Genomic DNA, 20,361 nt, shown 5'->3' with positions numbered 1-20,361 from the left:
AAACGTGGCTAACGGAAGAGGAAAAGGCAATCCCGGCGGATCAGTCTCCGCCGGGATTTGGAAATGGACGGGAGCGGGTGCTCCGAGCCGATCAATGAGCCGGAACGAAACCGACGCGGGTGGCGATGCTCTGGCCTTCTTTGCCCTTGGCGAACTCGATGAACTCCTTGGTCAGGGCATCGGCGTTTTCCGGGACGTAGAGGTAGCACACGCGGGAGTAGGCATACTTGGTCGCGTTGGCGGCAACCGGCTGCACACCTTCGATGGTGACGTCGTTCACGCCGGAAGCCTTCGAGTAGGCGAGGCCGACATAACCGATGCCGTTCTTGTTCTTGGCGACTTCCTGGGCGATCTGCTCGTTGCCAGCCATCTTCTGGGAGCTGGCAGGATAGTTGCGGCCGCCCATGGCGAGCGTCTGCCAGTCCTTGTAGGTGCCGGAGGAGGTGTTACGGGTGTAGATGGAGATCGGGCCGGGGGTTCCGCCGACTTCGCTCCAGTCCTTCACCTGGCCGGTGAAGATCTTGGCGACCTGATCCTTGGTGAGGGCCTTGATCGGATTCGCCTTGTTGGTGATCACCACGATCATGTCGTGGCAGGCTTCCACTTCATTCAGCTTGATGCCCTTCGCGCGGGCGGCGGTGATTTCATCCGGCTTGGCCTTGCGGGAGGACATGCCGATGTGGGCGGTGCCGTTGGCGAGCGCCGGGAAAGCCGTGGAGGAACCTTCGGCGGCGATTTCGAACTTCACGCCGGAGTGCTTGGACTTGAAGCTTTCGGCCCACTGCGGAACGAGCTTGGCACCGAGGGTGTCGGAGCCCTTCAGGCTGATGGTCTGCGCGCCAGCAGTGGCGGAGAGGATGACGCCGGCGAGGAGGCCGATGGTGGTGCGGATGGTGGTTCTCATGACTAGGTGTGTGGATTTCGCACGCCGCAGGCGGCGCACGTCGGATGGATGCCCGTTTGGAGGTCGAAACGTCGATGGATGCCGTGTGACAAAGTCGTCACTTTGGAAACCCCGGTTCATCCGACATGCAGGGGCGACTTTCTCCGGATTCCTTGCAGGAGCAACCTCCAAGAGGTTTCCCGTGGGGATCCGGGCCATGTGACAGCATCGTCACAAACCAACACTCCCCATGTGACGGGTTCGTCGCGTGAACTCCGCCCGTCCCGGCGCTTCATCCCGTCGTGACAGACCGACCATCCATGAAACACCATTCCAAGACCCTGAAGACCGCCGCCCTGCTTTGCGGCCTCTCTTCCGCCGCCTTCGCAGGCGAGCCGCCCGCCCAGACGGCCCCCGCCTCCAGCGGAGACTCCATGTTCTCCGACTTCAATTTCTGCTCCTGGCTCGCCAACAAGCCCGGAACGGTTTACAAGGACGCTGGCAACCCCTACCTCAGCGAGGTCAATTTCTTCGGCCGTTTTCACTACAATGCCGCCTACGTGGATGGCTCCGGCACCAACGGCAAGGACTGGAACGAAGCCTACACCGATGTCCGCCGCTTCCGCCTCGGCACAAAGATTGGCTTCCTCAACTACTTCACCCTCAAGGCCGTCGCCAACTTCGTGGAAGACCAGCGCTTCAACGGCAGCGTCCTCCCCGGCCACCGCGACCTGGAGTGGGGATACTCCGACTTCGACGAAGCCACCATCTCCTTCGACGCCAAAAAGGCTTTCTCGATCGACCAACTCGACAAGCTCGACCTCATCTACGGCCGCTTCAAGTGGCACGGTGGCCTCGAGGCCCGCACCTCCTCCAACGAGATCCTCACCGTCGAGCGATCCGCCATCTCCAACAAGCTCTATGACAGCGCCCGTCCGACCGGGTTCGCCGTCAACGCCGTGAAGGGCCCTTGGAACGCCACCGTCGGCATCTACAGTTCGGACGGCCGCAACGTCGACCTGAACGTGGGCGACTCCATCGGCAACCGTGGCAACAACGAGTTCATCGGCGGCTGGGGTGATGAGTTGATGTACAACGCCGAAGTGATCTACTCCGCTACCGAAGATCTTCGCTTCGGCTTCGAGTTCCTTTACAACGGCGCCAACAAGTCCACCAACGCCATCGCGGGCATGGACGACAACCTGCTTCCCTACAAGTGGGCCACCACCCTCTCCGCGGAGTACACCTTCGCCGCCAACGCCGGCGTCAATGTGGAAGGCTTCTACGGCGACAACGGCAACATCGACCAGCACAAGACCGCCGGCCAGTATGACCGCCGCGGCACCTTCGGCGGCGTGGTTGTGACCCCCTACTACTGGATCATCCCGGCCAAGCTCCAGCTCGTCGGCCAGTACATGTATGCCGCCTCCGAGCAGGCTCAGGGCATCCGCAGCAACAGCCGTTACTTCCGCGCCGCCGATGGTGGTGCCGTCAACAGCGGCCGTGGTGACGAACTCCAATCCGTTTACGGCGGCCTCAACTGGCTCGTCTGCGGCGACAACCTGAAATTCCAGGCCGGTGTCCAGTATGAGACGCTGAACACCAACGCGGGCGATGGCACCGCCGATGCGGTGACCTACCTCTTCGGGTTCCGCACCTTCTTCTGATCCATCTCTGTTTCTGTTTTAATTCGGTTGAGCATCATGAGCGCCGGTCCGCAAGGCCCGGCGCTCTTCTTTTACCGAAAGCTTATCATTTTCCGATTAGACAAAAGCAGGTATCCCCTCGCGCATATCGTTGAATGGGAGGCACCAATACGATAAGCAGAACCACCCATGAATTGCTGGTTCTCCCCCACTCCGGCCTTTCGAGCAAAGGCCCTCCTCCATGCCACGGGGATTCTGATCGGAATCCCTCTCGCCACGTCCGCCGCCACCTTGACGGTAACCAATCCAAACTTTGACCAAGGCACGGGTGGTCAGCTGGCCGGAACCTACTCGGCTGTCGGCACCACCACCGCCATGGGACCGTCCCAGATCGGAACCTCGGGATGGTATGGCCGCGCAAACGTGACCAACAGCATCGTCTCCGGTTTCCGCCCGGCGATCGTGGTCAACAGCGGATCCGCCACCGGGATGGCAGCAATCAATTTCGCCCAGCCTTCCGCCCCAGGCAGCTTGGCGGGGTCTGAAATGCCGGAGGCAGATCTCTGGCAGGTCCTCACAGGCACGCCCTTGGTTGCCAATACCAGCTACACGCTTGGCGTGGACGTTGATGCCGGCTCCCTGCTCTCGATTGGCTCTTTCAGCAGCGTCGGCTTCGGCATCGGCGTTTCCACCGGCGGATCCACCAGCTCGACCGGCACCCTCTATATGGATTCCCTGAGCAACCCGAGCCTCGCGGATCTGTCCCTGATCTCCGGCACCACACAACGCCTGAGCCTGACATTCACCACCGGCGCTATCGTTCCTGGAGGCGATCTGGGCATCGTGATCTTCGGCGGACGTGGCAGTCAGGCCATGTCCGGCACCAACCTCTACAATTTCCGAATCGACAATGTGACGTTGGACACCGTGCCGGAAACCTCCTCACTCGCTTTGTGCGCTCTCGGCGTGCTGCCTTTCCTGCGCCGCCGCCGATAAATGCCTACGCCCCCAGCGCCACCGCGTTCGCCGCAGCGTAGTCACGGGCGTGGGTGAGGCTGATCTTCACTTCCGTGATCCCGTTCGCCTCCGCGTAGGCCTTGCCGGTGCCGCTGAGCACGATGGCAGGTTCGCCGGACTCACGGCGGATGATTTCCATATCCAGCCAGCCGAGATCCTTGCCAATACCAGTGCCAAAGGCCTTCGCCACCGCCTCCTTGGCTGCAAAACGGGCCGCATAGTGCAGCGCCGGACGTTTCTGGGAGCTGCAATAGCGCCGTTCCTCCGCCGTGAAGATCCGCTCTCCAAAGGCCTCGCCATGGCGCTCCAAGGCCTCCGCGATACGCTGGACCTCGACCACGTCGATACCGATGCCGATCAATCGCATGATCCGCCCCGGTAGGTCGACATGAGTTGCTTCATCTGACGCACGGCTTCCGCCATGCCCACCTTCAAGGCCCGTGAAACGATGCTGTGTCCGATGTTCAGCTCCACCAGATGCGGCACCTCGAACAAACGGAACAGGTTGCCGTAGTTGATGCCGTGCCCGGCATTGATCTGAAGGCCCAGCGAGTTGCCGAGACTGGCAGCCTCCGCCAAGCGCTGAACCTCGGCATCCACCGCATCCGCGTCCGCATTGGCGAAGCAACCGGTGTGAAGTTCGACCATCTCGGCACCGAGCTCGGCGGAAGCCTTCACCTGGTCGAGATCGGGATCGATGAACAAGCTCACGCGTATGCCCGCAGCTTGAAGACGGCGGATGCAGTCACCCGTTTCCCGGCGGCGGCCGACGACGTCCAACCCTCCTTCCGTGGTTACTTCTTCACGGGTTTCCGGAACAAGACAGGCGAATTCCGGGCGGAGTTCGAGGGCCAGGGCGATCATCTCCTCGGTGATGCCCATTTCAAAATTGAGGGGCACTCCGATCTCCGCACGGATCTCACGGGCATCGCGGTCCTGCATGTGGCGGCGGTCGCTGCGGACGTGGACGGTGATGGAATCCGCGCCGCCGCCGATGGCATCGTAGGCAGCTTCCAACGGAGAAGGCTCCGCATTCGGAGAATCGGGCAAAAGGGCGTAGCGGGCCTGACGAAGGGTGGCCACGTGGTCGATATTGACGCCGAGCAGCAGGGACATGATGCCGCGTTGTAGCGCCGACCGACCTCCCCCGCAAGGCCTTCGGAAGCACTCAATTCCCCAAAAATGCCTCCTGACAGCGCGGATGCGACCACATGGGACCACAGCCGTGCTCCAGCCCTTCCGCTTCGACCAAGGTCCAATGAAACGGCCAGCCTTTTTCCTCCGCGAGCTTTCTGGCTGCCGCGTAGGCATTGCGGCCGCGCTCGATCCGGGTTGCTCCCTGTTTCATCGCCGCCTTGCCGGTATCCAGATATTTGAGAGCTACATCACCGGTGCCCAGGTAGAGAGTCAAAGGGACGGCAAGGTAGCGTTTGATGGCTTCGTCCGAACTCTCGTCTCCCAACAAGCCGCCGAAGCCGTGCGGATAAATCCCGTCCCGGTTCGGAAACACCAGCGATCCCGGATTCACGGCCACCATCCGCTTGGCATGATTGGGATAAAGCGCGGCCATCCGGCAAATGAACTGCGCCCCCGCAGAGTGTCCCGCAAGGTAGTACGACAGTTCCCTGCCCTCGCGGCGATTCATCTCCGCAAGCAAAGACGGCAGGCAGGCAAAGGTGCGTGCTTCCGCAGGCTGCTGCTTTTTCTTCAGGAACACGCCGCCTTCCTGATACGCCTCGGGATCGAACCGCATGCGATCGAACTCCAGCACGACCAGCAGCATGCCCAGTTTGTCCGCCAATACCCGGCCGGATTTCCGGTATCCCGCGGCATCACGATTGGCTCCATGAAACAATACCAGCAGCGGCCCCTCCTTCCACCCGGCGGGCCGATATCCGAATACCCGGATCGGCTTGTCGCCATGCAGGAGTTCAAATTCGAAATCCCCTGCCACCTTTGACTCCGCTTCCGGTGGCGAAGGCGATATGGCTGGCTCGGCGTGCAAGGCACCGGAAAGAGCCAAGCCCACAATCAGAAAGGCGAAAGGAATGCGCGAGACTCTCATGGGACCGACACCATACGCAGGCAAAGCCGATCAGCTATCGGCCCGAAAATTGGTCGCGAGCGTTGAGCCTTTGCAGCAAGTGCCGGAAACATCGGAGAGGCCTTCAACGTAGTCGAACGCTCCGCTTTCGAATTGTATCCGCCAGTTCCAGCTGGCGAAGGCTGTTAGGCTAGGCAACGTCCACTCCGCGAAGAGGGAAAGCTGGAGCTTCCCTCTACATTCACAAAAAGGCGCGGATCGTGAGACCCGCGCCTTTTGTTAGAACAGAGGCTTGGCGGTTGGAAACCGCCGCCGCCATCAGATCTCCTGCACCGGGAGATTGGTGACTTCCTCGCGGATCTTCTCGGCCAGCGGCGTGGAGAGATAGCGCTCGGTGGAGGACGGGGCCACGGTGACGATGCGCTTGCCTTTGGACTCCGGACGCTTCGCGACCTGAATGGCGGCCCAGACGTTGGCGCCGGTGGAGATACCGGCTGGGATGCCTTCGGTCTGCGCAAGCGCCTGCGCGGTGGCGATGGCATCCTCGTTGGTCACGAGGATGGTATCGTCCACGAGATCGACATTGAGATTCTTCGGGATGAACCCTGCGGCAAGGCCTTGGATCATATGCGGACCCGGCTTGAGTTCCTCGCCCTTGCGGAACTGGGTGATGACCGGGCTGCCGACAGGCTCGACGGCGATCGCCGTCAGCTCGCGGCGGGACTTGATGACCTCGGAGACACCGGAGAACGTACCACCCGTGCCGACACCGGCGACGAAGATGTCGATGTTGCCTTCGGTATCGCGCCAGATTTCCTCGGCCGTGGTTTCACGGTGGACTTGGACGTTGGCCGGGTTGTCGAACTGGCCGGGGCCGAAGGCACCCGGGGTTTCATCAATGAGCTTCTTCGCCATGGCGATGGCACCGGCCATGCCGCGGGCGCGCGGAGTCAGGACGATCTCAGCACCGAGCAGGCGGAGCAGCACGCGGCGCTCGATCGACATGCTCTCCGGCATGGTCAGGATCACGCGGTAACCCTTGGCACGGGCGACGAAGGCGAGGGCGATGCCGGTGTTGCCGGAGGTCGGCTCGATGATGAGGCCGCCCGGCTTGAGCAGGCCGTCACGCTCGGCGGCTTCGATCATCGCCTTGCCGATGCGGTCCTTCACGCTGAAGAGCGGGTTGAAGAACTCGGCTTTGACGAAGATTTCGGCGTCGACGTCCTTGGTCAGATGATTGAGACGGATCAGCGGGGTGTTGCCGACGGTGGCAACCATGTTTTCGGCGAGGGCCATGGGGATGAATCAGGTTTCGGTTTTCGTATCTATATCGGAAGATCCTGCGGGACGTTTCCGCGTTCCGTATCCGGACCGGAAGGAAGTGAACCGTTGGATCAAATCTGGAAGTCGGAGACGCCGGAGTCGAGATGCAATCCGCACTCGTACTTTTCTCCGTTGAAACGGGTGGACTCGGCATCCTGTCCTTCGGCAACCGGATTGGTGGAGTGCCAGTCACCCATGGTGACGTAGCCTTTCTCCGCCAGAGGGTGCGGTGGGAGGGCGTGCTGGTTCATGTAGATGTTCACCTGCGCGTCCGCCCAGTCGAGGATCGGATAGATCTTGAGGGTCTTCTTCTGCTGCTCGGCGAAGGAGCGGTTGGCACGGGTGCTGGACTGGCTGCGGCGCACGCCGCTGAGCCAGACATCGCCGCCGATCTCCTTCAGCGCGCGGTCCATCGGCTCCACCTTGGTGATGATGCCGTAGCGATCGTTGCCTTCCCTTCCTTGCTCCCACAACTTACCATAAAGCGCCTCCATGCGGGCGGCGGTGATGGCAGGCTGATAGACGCGCAGGTCGAGCTTCGGGAACCGCTTCGTGACCTCGTCGATGTACTGGTAGGTCTCCGGGAAGAGATAGCCGGTATCGATGAACACGACCGGGATCTCCGGCGCGTTCTCATGGATCAAGTGGAGCATCACCACCGCCTGAATGCCGAAGCTGGTGGTGGCGACGAGCCGGGAGCCATAACGCTCATGCAGCAGCTTCAGGCGGTCACCCGCCTTCAGGGCTGCCAGTTCAGCGGAGAGCGCGTCCGCTTCAGAGATGGATGTCGAAAGTTGTGTCATGCGGGGACACCGACATTCGCGTGGAAGTCGGCACCTTGTTTTGTTTCCGCCACGTAGCCGGTGCGGATGACGAAGTCGCCGAAGCGTTCGCCATCGAGGCGTTCCTGCGCGTAGTGCTTGAAGATGGGAGCCAGGAGCTGCGGGATCTCATCGCCGGGGAATTCCGGGCGATAGAGCTTCGACAGGCGCTGGCCGGCATGGCCGCCGCCGAGATACACGTTGTATTTCCCGGGCGAGCGACCAACAAAGCCGATCTCGGCGATGTAGGGTCGGGCGCAGCCGTTCGGACAGCCGGTCATGCGGATGGTGATCGCATCATGGCGGAGGCCGTTTTCCTCAAGGCTTTCCTCAAGCTTGGTGATGACATCCGGCAGATAGCGTTCCGCTTCCGCCAGCGACAGGCCGCAGGTCGGCAGCGCGACGCAGGCCAGCGAGTTGAGACGCAGCGCGCTCTTCAGGTGGCTGTCCTTGATGCCATACTGCTCCAGCAGCTTCTCGATCTCCGGACGGTTCGCGGGCGAAATGTTGGCGATGACGAGGTTCTGGTTCGCGGTGAGGCGGAAGTCGCCGTCATGGATCTTCGCGATCTCGCGGAGGCCCGTGCGCATCGGATAGCTGGGCGTGTCGAGCACGCGGCCGCCGGAGATGTAAAGCGTGAGGTGGAAGTTGCCATTGGCATCCTCGATCCAGCCGTAGCGGTCGCCATTGTCTTCGAACACGAACGAACGTGCGGGCGCGAGGTGATAGCCGAGATACTTGTCGAGCTCGGTCTTGAACCACTCCACTCCGCGGTCCTGGATCGTATACTTCAGGCGCGAGTGCTTGCGGTCGGTGCGGTCGCCGTAATCACGCTGCACCAGCACGACCTTCTCGGCCACGTCCACCACCTGATCCGGCGTGCAGAAGCCGATGACATCGGCGAGGCGCGGGAAGGTCTCCTCGTTGCCGTGGGTCATGCCCATGCCACCACCGACCGCCACGTTGTAGCCGACAAGCTTGTCATGCTCGACGATGGCGATGAACGAGAGGTCGTTCGCGTAGATGTCCACGTCATTGGACGGCGGCACGGCGAAGGTGATCTTGAACTTCCGCGGCAGGTAGGTCTTGCCATAGATCGGCTCGATCTCCTCCTCCGTGGACTGGACCTTTTCGCCATCCAGCCAGATCTCATGATAGGCGCGGGTCTTCGGCGTGAGGTGGTTCGAAACCTCGTGAGCCTTCTTCAGCGTCTCGGCATGAACGAAGGACAGATACGGATTCGGATTCACCATCACGTTGCGGTTCACGTCACCGCAGGCCGCGATCGAGTCCATGGCCGCCTTGTCCATCGCCTGGATGGTGCGCTTCAGGTTGCTCTTGATGATGCCGTGAAGCTGGAAGGCCTGGCGGGTGGTGAGCTTGATGGTGCCATTGGCGTAATGCTCCGCCATGTCATCCGTGGCCAGCCACTGGGCCGGGGTGGCGACACCTCCGGGCAGGCGGATGCGGATCATGAAGGAGTAGGCCTTCTCAAGACGGTGCTTGCGGCGGTTCGGGCGCAGGTCGCGGTCGTCCTGCTGGTAGGAGCCGTGGAACTTGAGCAACTGCTGGTCATCCTCGGAAAGCGAGCCGGTCGAGAGATCGGCGATGCCTTCTGCGATGGTGCCACGGAGGTAGTGGCTGCGGGTCTTGATGCCTTCGTTTGCGGAGAGTTTCTTTTCGCTCATTGGTTGTGGTGGCGAAGGTTGGGAAAGGGAGAAAGGAAGAGAGGAGGATCAATAGACATCGCGCTGGTAGCGCTTCGTCTTCTTGAGGTCTTCGAGGTAGGCTTCCGCATCCTCGCGGGACTTGCGGCCCTGTTTCTCGACGATGGTGAGCAGGGCTTCGTGGACGTCGTGGGCCATGCGCGAGGCATCACCGCAGACGTAGAAGTGGGCGCCTTCCTCGAGCCAGGCGAAGATCTCCTTGGAGTGCTCCAGCATCTTCTGCTGCACGTAGATCTTCTCGGGTTGGTCGCGGGAGAAGGCGACGTCGAGCTTCGAGAGGGCTCCGGACTTGAGATGGTCCTGCCACTCGAGCTGATAGAGGAAGTCGTAGGTGTAGCGCTGGTCGCCGAAGAACAGCCAGTTCTTGCCCGGGTGGCCCAGCGAGGAGCGGTGTTCGACGAAGGCGCGGAACGGTGCGACGCCCGTGCCCGGGCCGACCATGATCACCGGGGTCTCGCCGGAGTCCGGGAGGCGGAAGTGCTTGTTCGGCTGGACGAAGACGCGGACGTTGTCGCCCTTCTTCACGAGATCCGTGAGGTAGGTGGAACACACACCCTTGCGAGCCTTGCCGTGGGCTTGGTAACGCACCGCGGCAACGGTGAGGTGCACTTCACCCGGATGGGCGAGCGGGCTGGAGGCGATCGAGTAGAGACGCGGCGGCAGCTTGCGGAAGATGCCGGTGAGCGCGGCGGCGGACAGGCCGCTCGGAGCAAAGGTCTCGAGGGCATCCACGATCTCACGACCGTAGTTCCAATCCTTGAGCTTTTCCTTGGCATCGTCGGCCAGCAGCGCGGCCAGTTCGGTGGAACCGGTGGCGGCCTGGAGCTTCGTCAGCACCGCACGGGAAACGGCGGTGATGTCGTAGTCTTCGCGCAGAGCATCGGCGAGCAGCTTGCTCCCCTCGCCCTTCACCTCCACCGATTCGGTGCCGGTGAGCTTGGCAGCCTGGAGCACGGCTTGCACCACGTCCGGAGCATTGACCGGCAGAACGGCGAGCGCGTCACCCGGCTCATAGACGAGACCGGAGCCATCGAGCGAGAGCTCGATGTGGAGCGTTTCCTTGGCGGAACCCTCGCCGTTCAGAATGAGGCTTTCGGCCACTTCGGACGGGAACGGGTTCTTCTTGCCGTATTCCACCAGCGCGCCGGGAGCGGCGGGAGCGGCTGCGGCAGCCGCTGGAGCTGGGGCGGATGGGGCGAAGGCGGAAAGAGCGGTGTTCAGCCACGCGGCGTAATTTTCCTCGTAGTCGACATCGCAGTCGGTGCGGGGAGTCACGCGCTTGGCACCGAGGGCTTCGAGCTTGGTGTCGAAATCCTTACCGGTCTGGCAGAACTTGTCGTAGCTGGTGTCACCCAGCGCGCAGACGGAGAAAGACACGTCCTTCAGCGCCAGCGAGGCTCCCATGAACTCCTTGTAGAATGTGGTGGCGCTTTCCGGCGGTTCGCCGTCACCCCAGGTGCTGACGATCACCAGCAGGTTCCCGGCCTTGGCCAGATCGGCGGCGGCGATATCGGACATGTTCTTTACCGCCGCTTGGAAGCCGCGCTTCTTGGCTTCCTTGGCGGTGCGGTCCGCGAGCACTTCCGAGTTACCGGACTCGGTTCCATAGAGCACGGTCAGTTTCGTGGCGGCGGCAGGCGCGACCGTAGCCGAAGCGGCGGAAACGCCGGTGGCGGCGAGGAAACCGCTGAGCCACCCGCGCTGGACAGGATCGAGGCCGGAAAGAACGGCCTCAAGGGCACGGCGCTGGTCGGGAGTAAATGGGGCGTGCTCGGGGAGCATAATCCTTAGTTTGTTGCCTTAGATTATAAGTTTTCGACGGGACTCTGGGTCTGCATCGGGCGCGATGCAAACCTTTTTATTGCGCGCGGAGAGTTGATTTTCACGAATGGTTCGTCGAGTCCCGTTGCGTAGTATTCCGCCATGATGCCCAGATTTCTTGGCGTGACCGCCTTGTTGCTGACGGTGCTGCCCTGCGGAGCAGCGGTGGAATTGGCCCCTCTTTTCCAAAACGGAGCCGTGCTCCAGCGCGACCGTCCCCTGCCGGTCTGGGGACTGGCCACCCCGAACTCACAGGTGACGGCGGAATTCGCCGGACAGAAGGCGACGGCCACCGCGGATAAAAACGGTCGTTGGAAACTCACCCTCCCGGTCCAAGCCGCCAGCGCGGAGGGGCGGACCCTCACGGTGACTGAAGCCGGAGCTCCGCCTGTGGAGGTGAAAGATGTGCTGGTCGGTGAGGTTTGGCTGGCCAGCGGTCAATCGAACATGGAATTCCGGGTCGGCCAGACCCGGCCGGAGGATCAGCAGCTCGCCGCCACTCCGACGACGGCCACGCTGCGCCTGTTCCAGGTTCCCCACATCGTATCCCCCAACCGCCAGGACAAGGTGCCCGGACGCTGGTCTCCGGCCACCCCGGAGACAGTGAAAGGCTTTTCCGCCGTCGCCTATTTCTTCGGTCGCGGGCTCAGCGAGGACATCAAGGTCCCCGTCGGCCTGATCGAGAGCAACTGGGGCGGCTCCCGAATCGAGCCCTGGTGGGCGGAGGAAGGCCTCGCCGGGATCCCGGAATACGCCGAACAGGTCAAACGCCGCCGTGCCTCCCTGCCCGGCTATCCGGAGTATGACCAGGCATTCCGCGGCTACCTGAAAACCCTGCGCGACTGGACGACCACCGCAGAGCAGGCGATGGACGCAGGCAAAACCGCCCCGGAAGCGCCGAAGGCCCCCGCCCTGCTCAATGTCGGCTCCGGCGGTGAAACCGGTACTTACCAGGCGATGATCCATCCACTGGTCCCCTACGCCCTGCGCGGCTTCCTTTGGTATCAAGGCGAGTCGAACAATGGCGACGCGATGGCCTACACCACCAAGATGCAGGCACTGATCGATGGCTGGCGGAAGCAGTTCGACAACAAGGACGCGCCGTTTCTCTTCGTCCAGATCGCACCCTATGGCTACGGTGCGGATCGTACTTTCAGCCTGCCCCAGCTTTGGTCCGCCCAGCAGGCGGTGCTGGCCAAAGTGCCGCACACCGGGATGGCCGTCACCAATGACGTCGGCAACCCGAAGGACATCCACCCCACCAACAAATCGGATGTCGCCTACCGCCTGCTCCAGTGGGCGCTCGCTGATGTGTATGGCAAGAAGGGCGTGGTCCGTTCCGGTCCGCTCTACTCGGGCTACAAGATCGAGGGCGGCAACATCCGTGTGACCTTCAGCGAAACCGGTTCCGGTCTGATCACCCGCGATGGCAAGGATCCGGACTGGTTTGAGGTCGCCGGTGACGATGGCAATTTCGTGCAGGCTGAGGCCAAGATCGCTCCGGATGGCAAGTCGGTGCTGGTGCACAGCGACAAGGTCGCCACGCCCTTCCAGGTCCGCTTCGCTTGGTCGCAGATCGCCGAACCGAACCTAATGAACAAGGAGAAGCTGCCAGCGGGTGGTTTCAACAGCCACTGGCCGGTCGATCCGACCCTCGGCGAACTGGTCTCCGTCGGACGCCCGTATCAATCCAGCGACGCGAACAACAAGGGCTGGAACGCGGGTCTGACCGACGGCACCTGGGGCAACACCGCAGGCACCTGCTACGCCACCAATGAGACACCGCAGTTCCCGAAGACGGTGACGATCGACCTCGGCGTGCAGCGTCCGGTGCAAGCGATCCGCTACGGTGTGCCGAACATCGGCGCGACCAAGACGGTGGCCGTGTCCGTCAGCACCGATGGCAAGAACTTCACGGAAGTGGGTCGCAATGCCTTCGCCGCGAAGACCGCCGGTGCTTCCACAGCACGCTTTGCCGCCACTCCGGCCCGCTTTGTCCGCGCCACCATCGAGGATCATTACCCGCAGCAAGACGGGTTTGATCCAAACTTTGCTTTCCTCTCGGAAGTCGAAGTTTATAGTCAGGCAGCGCATTGAACTCCGTTCTTCCACACGTCGTCATTTTTCCCGGCTTGGATGGCACTGACGTCCTGAGCCGGGAATTCGCGGGCGGCGATTGGCATGGCCATCCGGTGACGGTCCTGCCGATCCCGAAGGAAGGAGCGCAGGATTATGAGTCGTTGGTGACGGCACTCGCGCCGCAATTGCCGGAAGGACCGCTGGTGTTGATCGGGGAATCGTTCTCCGGTCCGATCGCAATGAAGCTCGCGAAGCGGGAGCGTGGGCGGGTTGAGGCGCTGGTGATCGCCGGTGGATTCTGTGCGTCTCCTGCTCCGGCAGGTTTGGCCCTTGTGCCGTTGCGACCGTTGTTCCTGCTGCCGCCGCCTGCTATTTTTCTGAAGAAGTATCTCGCGGGACCGGAAGCCACTCATGAGTTGGTGGAGTCGTTGGGTGCGGCGATCCGCAGCGTGCCATCGGCGACTCTCAGCGCACGAGCGGAAGTGATTCTCGCGTTACAGGAAAGCGATTGTCCATCGTTCGAATCGCTGCCGGTGCTGCTGGTTCAAGCGCACCACGATGAGGTTCTTTCCTGGGAATCACAGTCGAGATTGGAGCGGCATTTCCCGGAAGCGGATTCGGTGTGGATCGAGTCGCCACATCTGCTGCTGGCAACGAATCCGGATGTCTGCCGGGAAGCGGTGGTGGAGTTCCTGAGCCGCGTGCCGGCGTAGTAGCACAAGCATTCCTGCTTGTGAGCAGTGTTGGGAATTTGTGCAATGCGCACCGAGCAACGCATTTCTCTGAAAATGAGGACTCCGCGCAAGCCTATGCGGCGAATGGATAGATCCACAGCCAACAGCTCCCCGGTAACCCTCATCGAGCATGTCCGGCAAAAGAGAGCCGCCATGAAGTTTACCCATAGCGCCCTTGGGGCGCTCATTGGCTATGAGAAGAACTCAATCTCCCTCTGGAAGCTGGAGAAGATACCCGTCTACGATAGGGCTCGGCGAAAGCTGGTGGAGTGGCTGGGCTTCGACCCCCAAAGCTCCCGGCTTGATCGGCTCTAGGTGTTCAGTCCCGGAGAGAGATCTCAGGCTTTCTTGACTATGCTGGATCGCACGACGCACTGCCGCCATCGTTCTGGCGCTGCCGTGAAGTAGTTGTCCCATAATTGCTCGGAGGTTGGCATCTTCCCTTTCTTTGTGCCACCTCTTCGTGGGACCGAACATCTAGGAAAGACCCACAGAAATTACGGAAGGTGGTCTGGGTAACGCTTACGACAGGAAAGAGGGAGCTTGAATTTCGAAGTCACCGGACGTAGCCAAGCATCTGGATGTTCTCACTCCGGATGGACCAAAAACTCAACGGCGGTCACCCTGGCAATTCCGGGTTTTTCGCGGATAACGAAGTGTGCGATCATCGAACTTGCTGGTCGAGCGTGGTGCTGACCTTTGCGAGCACCGCCGCAGCTTCGGCGCACTTCGAGGCGAAGAGCAACGCGGCGGCCTGATCCAGCGCAGCGGCAAGCTCCGCGTCGCTTGTGCCGCGCTTGCGGAGTTGGTAAAGCATCACGGGCAGGCGCAGGTCGGCGACGCCGTATCCCTGAGGTTTCACGCGCCGTTGCAAAAGTTCGAGGTAGCGATAGCCGTGATTGCTCGTCGGTTCGATCACCGTGCCTTCGCCGTAGTCATTCCACGTTGCGACTTGGATCAGTGGCGATTTGCTTCGCAGCGCGAGATCGAGCGTTTCGGCGAAAGTCGCGCCATCGCGGTGCTCGATCGTGCCGTAGCTGTCGTCGCGCACACCGGCCTGTTTATAGATGTCGTGGAAACCGGGGAACGCGCCGGCGATGAACGGCTCGCCGCCGGTATAGAGCGGTTCGAGCTCCCCGCGCCATTCCGCAGGTGACAGCGTCTTGCCGCCCCGCACCGGCGGCCAGGCAAAAATGCCGTCGAGGCCGTGATTTTTCGCCAAGTGCGGCAAGCCGAAGAGGAGCGGCATGCTGCGCCACATCTTTCGCATCTCGCTCCATGCCTTCCGATCGAGATACTGCGGGCCGAAGACGAGCAGCACGGGCCGGTGCTTGTAATTAACATACGCCTCGTCGCCAAACCAATGTTTCTCCACCCATTGCAAATCGGCGGTGCCTTGCTTCACCGCGGCGGCGGCATCGAGCTTTTTCAACGTGCTGTCTTCGTAGCAGATGGCAAAGCGCAGCCCTGCTTTTCTGAGCCACGGGATGAGCTTTTCGGTGTTTCGATGGAGCATCGCGTAGTCGTTGAGCCCGGACGTGCCATACCAATCGATGATCACTCCGTGCAGCCCCGCCAGCTTCATCAGCAGAACGTGGCACTCAAGCACGCAATCGTCAGCCGAATCGTAAAGGCCAATCAGCGGATAATCATGCGACGCGGCTTCACGTCTTCCATCCCCGAGGACGCGATCCGGGTCGAAGTGATTCATCGTCCAATGCCAGCCCCACCCCCCGCTCACGGGCTTGCTCGCATACCAGGGCATGTAATGCGCGAGGAGAAGCTGCTCAACGGCCTGGCCCCGCCCGAGGAACGCGAACAACCAAAATAACAATGCCAAAACGTGCCGGGAAAGTATGCGCAAGTGTGGAGTATGGAGGGGCATTGCGGTAATTTGCGGAGCAAACATTGCTGTCAATAGCGCGCTTCGTGCATGGAGCATACTGGATGCGCAGATGGAATTTCAATTCTACTGCTACTGAGAATTCCTAAAAAATTTCAACGAGGCTCAGATCTGGCCGCAATCCTCTCGGAAACCAGCCACGGCAAAAGCAAAGGGAAAGGAAAAAAACTATAGAACCTATCCCGAAACCTTGAAGATATGGCAGGCCATGTGCTTCCAGCTAATTCGATGTTGCAACTTTCTGAATCGCAGTTGGATATGATTTGTGAATTACTTCCCGATACTCCTGCCCGTGAGTGGGATAAGCCCGGCATCAGGAAAGAGCAGCGAATGATTTTGCGAGCACGGTCGCGGCTCTACCACATTGGCGGACCACACCCACTCTCAAGTTGAAAACTTGTGCTACTTCTTCAGATCCCCTTTTGCGACCGCCTCGTCCAATAGCGCGGACATACAGCGCCATAGCTTCTCCGAGCCTTCTTCGATGGTGCGGTTTCGCGCGACGACACGGTCATGCGTGATGCCGTATTTCTTCCACGAAGTGCCATCTGTTAAAATATTCAGGAGCATCGGCTGGAGACGGTCCACCGCTGAAGCGAATTTGGCCTCCGGGGTTTCCCGAGTCTCGAACTCCTCCCAGATGGCTCGAAATTCCACGGCTTGATCGTCCGGCAGCAGCCCGAAGATCCGATCCGCCGCGCGGGCTTCTCGCTCCTTCTGATCCGCTGCTCCTGCGGCATCGTAGGCGAAGGTATCGCCCGCATCGATCTCCACCAGGTCATGGAGGATCACCATCTTGAGCACGCGCGCGACATCGATGTCCGGAACGTTCGAATGCTCCGCCAGCGTGATGACCAGCAGCGCCAGATGCCAGGAATGCTCGGCATCGTTCTCCTGCCTGCGGCTCTGCGAGCATAAACTCTGGCGGAAGACTTCCTTGAGTTTGTCCGCCTCGATGATGAAGCGGAGCTGGCGAGCGAGTCGTTCCGCAGCATCCATCGTCTCAGCGGCTCACTCCGCGTTGCGAGCTTTCGATGAACTCGATGAGGTGCGCCACCTGGGGATCGGAGGCGGCATGGGTGGCCTTGAGCGAGCTGAGTGCGATCGAGAAGTTCGCGTCCTTTTTCAGAAACAGCTTCTTGTAGGCGCTCTTGAGGGCACGGATGGATTCCTCCGAAAAACCGCGGCGCTGGAGGCCCACGAGATTGAGGCCGCGGGTGGAGGCCGGGTTGCCGTCCACGATCATGAACGGCGGGATGTCCTGCACGATCTTCGAGCAACCACCGGTGATCGAGTGCTGGCCGATGCGGCAGAACTGGTGCACAGCGGTGACCCCGGAAACGATGGCGTGATCGTCCACCGTCACGTGCCCGCCGAGGGTGCCGTTGTTGGAAAGGATGATGTGGCTGCCGAGCTGGCAGTCGTGAGCCACATGAGAGTAACTCAGGAACAGGTTGTCATTGCCGATCCGCGTTGGTGTATGGGCGTGCGTGCCACGGTGGACGGTGCAGTTCTCGCGGAACACGTTGCGGTCGCCAACGATCAGGTAGGTCGGCTCCCCCTCATACTTGAGATCCTGGGATTTCCCGCCCACGGCGGCGAAAGGAAAGAACTCGTTGGCCTTGCCGATTTTCGAGGTGCCGTGGATAACGACATGGGAATGCAGCACGCAATCGTCGCCGATTTCAACATTCGCGCCGATGACGCAATAGGGGCCTACACGTACGTTCGCGCCGAGTCTGGCATCCGGGGAAATGACCGCGGTGGGATGAATCACGGGAGCGATGCCAAACGAGAGGGCCGCGGAATGCCACTGTTTTTTACACAAAGACCGCCCGGGGAGTGCCCCCGGACGGCCTCTCTATTGCATGTACCCAATGAAATCAAGGCGACTGGGAGGCCCGGGCCCGGATGAATCCTTTTCCGGACAGTCCGGGGGAATTGACCAGCCTGAAGGACCTGTAGGCATAGCCGGACGGCGGAGAAGCCGGCCAACCTTCCGGAATCACCGGAGTGGCGAGAGGACCCGTCACCGGCTCGGTGAAAAGGGTCAGATCGGTGGTACCCTCGATGGTGTAGGTCACTCCATCGGTGGAGGCGGTCATCGAGGGTGTGCCGCTGAATTCAGCTCCCGCCCGTACGGCGACGGTAAGGATCAGCTCTTGGAAAGCATCCCCATCGGTATCCACCGTGAGAGCCTTGGCTTCACCACTGGAACCTGTCGAAAGAGGATTCCCGCCGAAGGCGAATTCGTGGAAATTGCTGCGGCCATCCTTGTCGGCATCGGTTCCTGGAGCATCATTGGCGCCGGGTGTGAGGCCGGCTCCAACCGTCCATGTGTCGTAGGCGGTGGGAGCATAGTTACCCGTGAAGTGAAGCGTGACATTGTCCACGATGGCCGTTGCCTTGTAGGTGTCCGCCGTCGGCAACGCGGGAAGCGACTGCCGGATGCGAATGGCCAGCGGATCATTCGGGAACGACGACGAATCATAGGTAAGCAGCATCGAAACCGAAGTGAGCTGGTTGGAGGCGGTTCCCGCTTTCACTCCTGTATCGGCGATACGGATATTGCGTCCCGCCACCTCTTGATTGGTGGTGAGATCCACCAGAGAGACACGGACCACGATATCGCCGGATGTAGCCGCATCATTGCGATAGCCCACATCCATCCCAAGCGTCACGGTTTGAAGCGCGGACGCTCTCAGCCCCGGATTCGTATTGGCCAGCGGTTGCTGGATGAACATACCACCCGCGGCCTTGAAATGAGCGGCGTTGCTGGTGAGATTCGGAGTGGCGGGGCCACTCTGGCCATAGAGTCCGTCCGTGTTTGTCGAATTGGTCCAACCGTTGGGAGCAGTGCTGTTTTCGGAATACCACGTGTTCGCGTTGAAGTTCCCGTTGGCAAGCTGGAGAGTGCCTGTGTCCGCCGTAAACGCGACACTGGCGGAGAGGTCGACGGTGCGGACGGGGTTCACCGGATCGTTGGTGGTCACGACAAGGCGGTCGAAGAAATTTCCACCTTCCGTGCCGGGATCGAAAGCCACGATCAGCGAGCCATCCGCTCCCGCAGCGATCGGTGCCGGAAGAGAGGCAACGGAAAAGCGGCTGGGATTGGATCCCTGCACAACTGCGGACACCACCTGGAGATTGGCCGAACCGCCGGAATTGTGAATGGTCAACCCGAGTTGCTGGGCACCGGGTGTATAAAGCAGGCTTCCGAAATCGAGAGACGCTGGCACCACCGCCGTGGGATCCATGACGGTGACCGATACCCCGATGACCAGTGTGGGCGTGACCGGATCATTGCTGGCCAGGTTCAGATTAGCCACATAGGTACGGGTACCGGAAGGCGTGAAAACGAGTGTCGCGGAACCCATGCCGCCAGGCGCGATCGATGGCGTGATGTCCGCCACTGAGAAGCTCGCGGCATCGGCGCCGGACAGAGTGGCCGAGCTGAAGGTCAATGTCTGGGTCGCTCCTGTATTCTGGATCGGGATGACCAGACTGGTGGAGGTGCCATTGCTATTGCCGGAGACATTGGTCGGTCCCGATATCGCCGGGTCACCCACCGTCGCAGGCACGGCCGCCGCGATAATTTCCGAGGCGGTCATCGCCGTGTCATAGATCTTCAATTCATCGATGCGCCCATTGAAGTAATCCGTCCCGTTGGCATTGCCACCGATGCGGAAAGCCGTCGTCATTTCATCGGTGAATGTTGTCGCCGCGCTGCCGAGCGCCGCTACATTGCCATCCACATAGGTGGTCACCACGCCATTGTTCCATGTCACCGCGAGGTGATGCCAGTTGCCATTGAACGGATAGGTGCCGGTCGAAAGATAGTCGGTGTTCCCGAACGTGGTGAACTTGACCCGGTCCACATTACCGAGGCCCAATCCCCAGCCGCCGGACGGGCCTGTACCGAAAACACGATAGGTCGTGGAGGCAGGCAGGCCCGAGGAATTGATCCATGCCATCGCGGTGAATTTCCCCGTGCTCGGACCAGCCTCGGCGAGTTTCTCCAATACTCCACCCGCCGTTCCATTCACCGTGAAGCCACCACTGCTGGCTCGTGTGAAATTGATCGATGTCCCGAGTGCGGTAGCGTTCGCCGCAGTCACCGTGATGGCACCATAGGCGCCTGCTGGCACCGACGGTTGGGCGTAAGTCAGGCCTCCTGCGGATGGAGTGCCGGTGAGCCCATTGCCTGAGATATCCGCGATGGTGCCACTGGCCTCATTCATCTGCCACCCGGCCACAAGAGTGGAGCGGGCTGTTTGGGTACATAGAAGACCTATCGCAAGATAGGGAAGGATGGAGGTTTTTTGGGGGTTCATGGGAATGCAGAACTGGAAGAAGACGAATC

Annotated in this window: 16 protein-coding genes; 4 read left to right on the top strand and 12 right to left on the bottom strand. The window is 61.0% G+C overall.

What is annotated here, in order from left to right:
- Positions 1-91 precede the first annotated feature (91 nt).
- Positions 92-904 carry a phosphate ABC transporter substrate-binding protein gene (locus KBB96_RS05850; RefSeq protein WP_211633403.1) on the bottom strand — a complete coding sequence of 271 codons (813 nt, stop codon included), beginning with the start codon at positions 902-904 and terminating at the stop codon, positions 92-94.
- A gap of 299 nt (positions 905-1,203) precedes the next feature.
- Between KBB96_RS05850 and KBB96_RS05845 the strand changes: the two genes are divergently transcribed.
- A complete protein-coding gene (locus KBB96_RS05845) occupies positions 1,204-2,550 on the top strand; it encodes a porin (RefSeq protein ID WP_211633401.1) in 1,347 nt (448 codons plus the stop codon).
- 168 nt (positions 2,551-2,718) lie between these two features.
- Positions 2,719-3,525, top strand: a complete 807-nt coding sequence (locus tag KBB96_RS05840) for a hypothetical protein (RefSeq protein WP_211633399.1) — start codon at positions 2,719-2,721, stop codon at positions 3,523-3,525.
- Positions 3,526-3,529: 4 nt separating this feature from the next.
- Here KBB96_RS05840 and acpS read toward each other — a convergent pair whose 3' ends face one another.
- The 7 genes from acpS to KBB96_RS05805 form a co-directional block, all read right to left on the bottom strand.
- On the bottom strand, positions 3,530-3,913 hold the full coding sequence (gene acpS / locus KBB96_RS05835) for a holo-ACP synthase (RefSeq protein WP_211633397.1): 384 nt from the start codon (positions 3,911-3,913) through the stop codon (positions 3,530-3,532).
- Entirely contained in the window at positions 3,904-4,665 is a 762-nt protein-coding gene (locus KBB96_RS05830) for a pyridoxine 5'-phosphate synthase (protein ID WP_345779486.1), read from the bottom strand. The genes acpS and KBB96_RS05830 overlap by 10 nt, the downstream gene beginning before the upstream one ends.
- Positions 4,666-4,714: 49 nt before the next feature.
- Positions 4,715-5,611: an alpha/beta hydrolase family protein gene (locus tag KBB96_RS05825; protein WP_211633391.1), complete on the bottom strand. Its 897-nt coding sequence runs from the start codon at positions 5,609-5,611 to the stop codon at positions 4,715-4,717.
- Positions 5,612-5,908: 297 nt separating this feature from the next.
- On the bottom strand, positions 5,909-6,886 hold the full coding sequence (gene cysK, locus KBB96_RS05820) for a cysteine synthase A (RefSeq protein WP_211633388.1): 978 nt from the start codon (positions 6,884-6,886) through the stop codon (positions 5,909-5,911).
- Positions 6,887-6,984: 98 nt separating this feature from the next.
- Positions 6,985-7,716: a phosphoadenylyl-sulfate reductase gene (locus KBB96_RS05815; RefSeq protein ID WP_211633385.1), complete on the bottom strand. Its 732-nt coding sequence runs from the start codon at positions 7,714-7,716 to the stop codon at positions 6,985-6,987.
- Positions 7,713-9,422 (bottom strand): NADPH-dependent assimilatory sulfite reductase hemoprotein subunit, encoded by a 1,710-nt coding sequence (locus tag KBB96_RS05810; protein WP_211633383.1) that lies wholly within the window; start codon positions 9,420-9,422, stop codon positions 7,713-7,715. The genes KBB96_RS05815 and KBB96_RS05810 overlap by 4 nt, the downstream gene beginning before the upstream one ends.
- 48 nt (positions 9,423-9,470) lie before the next feature.
- Positions 9,471-11,243, bottom strand: coding sequence for an assimilatory sulfite reductase (NADPH) flavoprotein subunit (locus tag KBB96_RS05805; protein ID WP_211633380.1), 1,773 nt, complete (start codon positions 11,241-11,243; stop codon positions 9,471-9,473).
- Positions 11,244-11,384: 141 nt separating this feature from the next.
- Here KBB96_RS05805 and KBB96_RS05800 point away from each other — a divergent pair, with 141 nt between their 5' ends.
- Together KBB96_RS05800 and KBB96_RS05795 are read left to right on the top strand one after the other, a co-directional pair.
- Positions 11,385-13,379, top strand: coding sequence for a sialate O-acetylesterase (locus KBB96_RS05800; RefSeq protein ID WP_211633377.1), 1,995 nt, complete (start codon positions 11,385-11,387; stop codon positions 13,377-13,379).
- Positions 13,380-13,414: 35 nt separating this feature from the next.
- The gene (locus tag KBB96_RS05795) at positions 13,415-14,074 is read left to right on the top strand and encodes an alpha/beta fold hydrolase (protein WP_211633374.1); all 660 of its coding nucleotides are present in this window, start codon (positions 13,415-13,417) and stop codon (positions 14,072-14,074) included.
- A 685-nt stretch (positions 14,075-14,759) separates the two neighbouring features.
- Here KBB96_RS05795 and KBB96_RS05790 read toward each other — a convergent pair.
- The 4 genes from KBB96_RS05790 to KBB96_RS05775 all read right to left on the bottom strand — a co-directional run bounded on the left by KBB96_RS05790 (position 14,760) and on the right by KBB96_RS05775 (position 20,239).
- Positions 14,760-15,917, bottom strand: coding sequence for a glycoside hydrolase family 99 protein (locus tag KBB96_RS05790; protein ID WP_211633371.1), 1,158 nt, complete (start codon positions 15,915-15,917; stop codon positions 14,760-14,762).
- 483 nt (positions 15,918-16,400) lie between these two features.
- Positions 16,401-16,997: an HD domain-containing protein gene (locus tag KBB96_RS05785; RefSeq protein WP_211633368.1), complete on the bottom strand. Its 597-nt coding sequence runs from the start codon at positions 16,995-16,997 to the stop codon at positions 16,401-16,403.
- 4 nt (positions 16,998-17,001) lie between these two features.
- A complete protein-coding gene (gene lpxA, locus KBB96_RS05780; protein WP_211633365.1) occupies positions 17,002-17,775 on the bottom strand; it encodes an acyl-ACP--UDP-N-acetylglucosamine O-acyltransferase in 774 nt (257 codons plus the stop codon).
- Positions 17,776-17,881: 106 nt separating this feature from the next.
- On the bottom strand, positions 17,882-20,239 hold the full coding sequence (locus KBB96_RS05775; protein ID WP_211633362.1) for a LamG-like jellyroll fold domain-containing protein: 2,358 nt from the start codon (positions 20,237-20,239) through the stop codon (positions 17,882-17,884).
- Between the last annotated feature and the right edge of the window lie 122 nt (positions 20,240-20,361).

It is taken from the genome of Luteolibacter ambystomatis (assembly GCF_018137965.1).
In the GTDB taxonomy this organism is placed as follows: Bacteria; Verrucomicrobiota; Verrucomicrobiia; order Verrucomicrobiales; family Akkermansiaceae; genus Luteolibacter; species Luteolibacter ambystomatis.
This window is presented reverse-complemented; position numbering and strand designations above follow the sequence as displayed.

Coding starts and splice junctions, on each gene's coding strand:
- cysK (WP_211633388.1), bottom strand. CDS start 6,886: ATGGCCCTCGCCGAAAACATGGTTGCCACCGTCGGCAACACCCCGCTG.
- KBB96_RS05810 (WP_211633383.1), bottom strand. CDS start 9,422: ATGAGCGAAAAGAAACTCTCCGCAAACGAAGGCATCAAGACCCGCAGC.
- acpS (WP_211633397.1), bottom strand. CDS start 3,913: ATGCGATTGATCGGCATCGGTATCGACGTGGTCGAGGTCCAGCGTATC.
- KBB96_RS05805 (WP_211633380.1), bottom strand. CDS start 11,243: ATGCTCCCCGAGCACGCCCCATTTACTCCCGACCAGCGCCGTGCCCTT.
- KBB96_RS05815 (WP_211633385.1), bottom strand. CDS start 7,716: ATGACACAACTTTCGACATCCATCTCTGAAGCGGACGCGCTCTCCGCT.
- KBB96_RS05845 (WP_211633401.1), top strand. CDS start 1,204: ATGAAACACCATTCCAAGACCCTGAAGACCGCCGCCCTGCTTTGCGGC.
- KBB96_RS05825 (WP_211633391.1), bottom strand. CDS start 5,611: ATGAGAGTCTCGCGCATTCCTTTCGCCTTTCTGATTGTGGGCTTGGCT.
- KBB96_RS05785 (WP_211633368.1), bottom strand. CDS start 16,997: ATGGATGCTGCGGAACGACTCGCTCGCCAGCTCCGCTTCATCATCGAG.
- KBB96_RS05840 (WP_211633399.1), top strand. CDS start 2,719: ATGAATTGCTGGTTCTCCCCCACTCCGGCCTTTCGAGCAAAGGCCCTC.
- KBB96_RS05800 (WP_211633377.1), top strand. CDS start 11,385: ATGATGCCCAGATTTCTTGGCGTGACCGCCTTGTTGCTGACGGTGCTG.
- KBB96_RS05775 (WP_211633362.1), bottom strand. CDS start 20,239: ATGAATGAGGCCAGTGGCACCATCGCGGATATCTCAGGCAATGGGCTC.
- KBB96_RS05850 (WP_211633403.1), bottom strand. CDS start 904: ATGAGAACCACCATCCGCACCACCATCGGCCTCCTCGCCGGCGTCATC.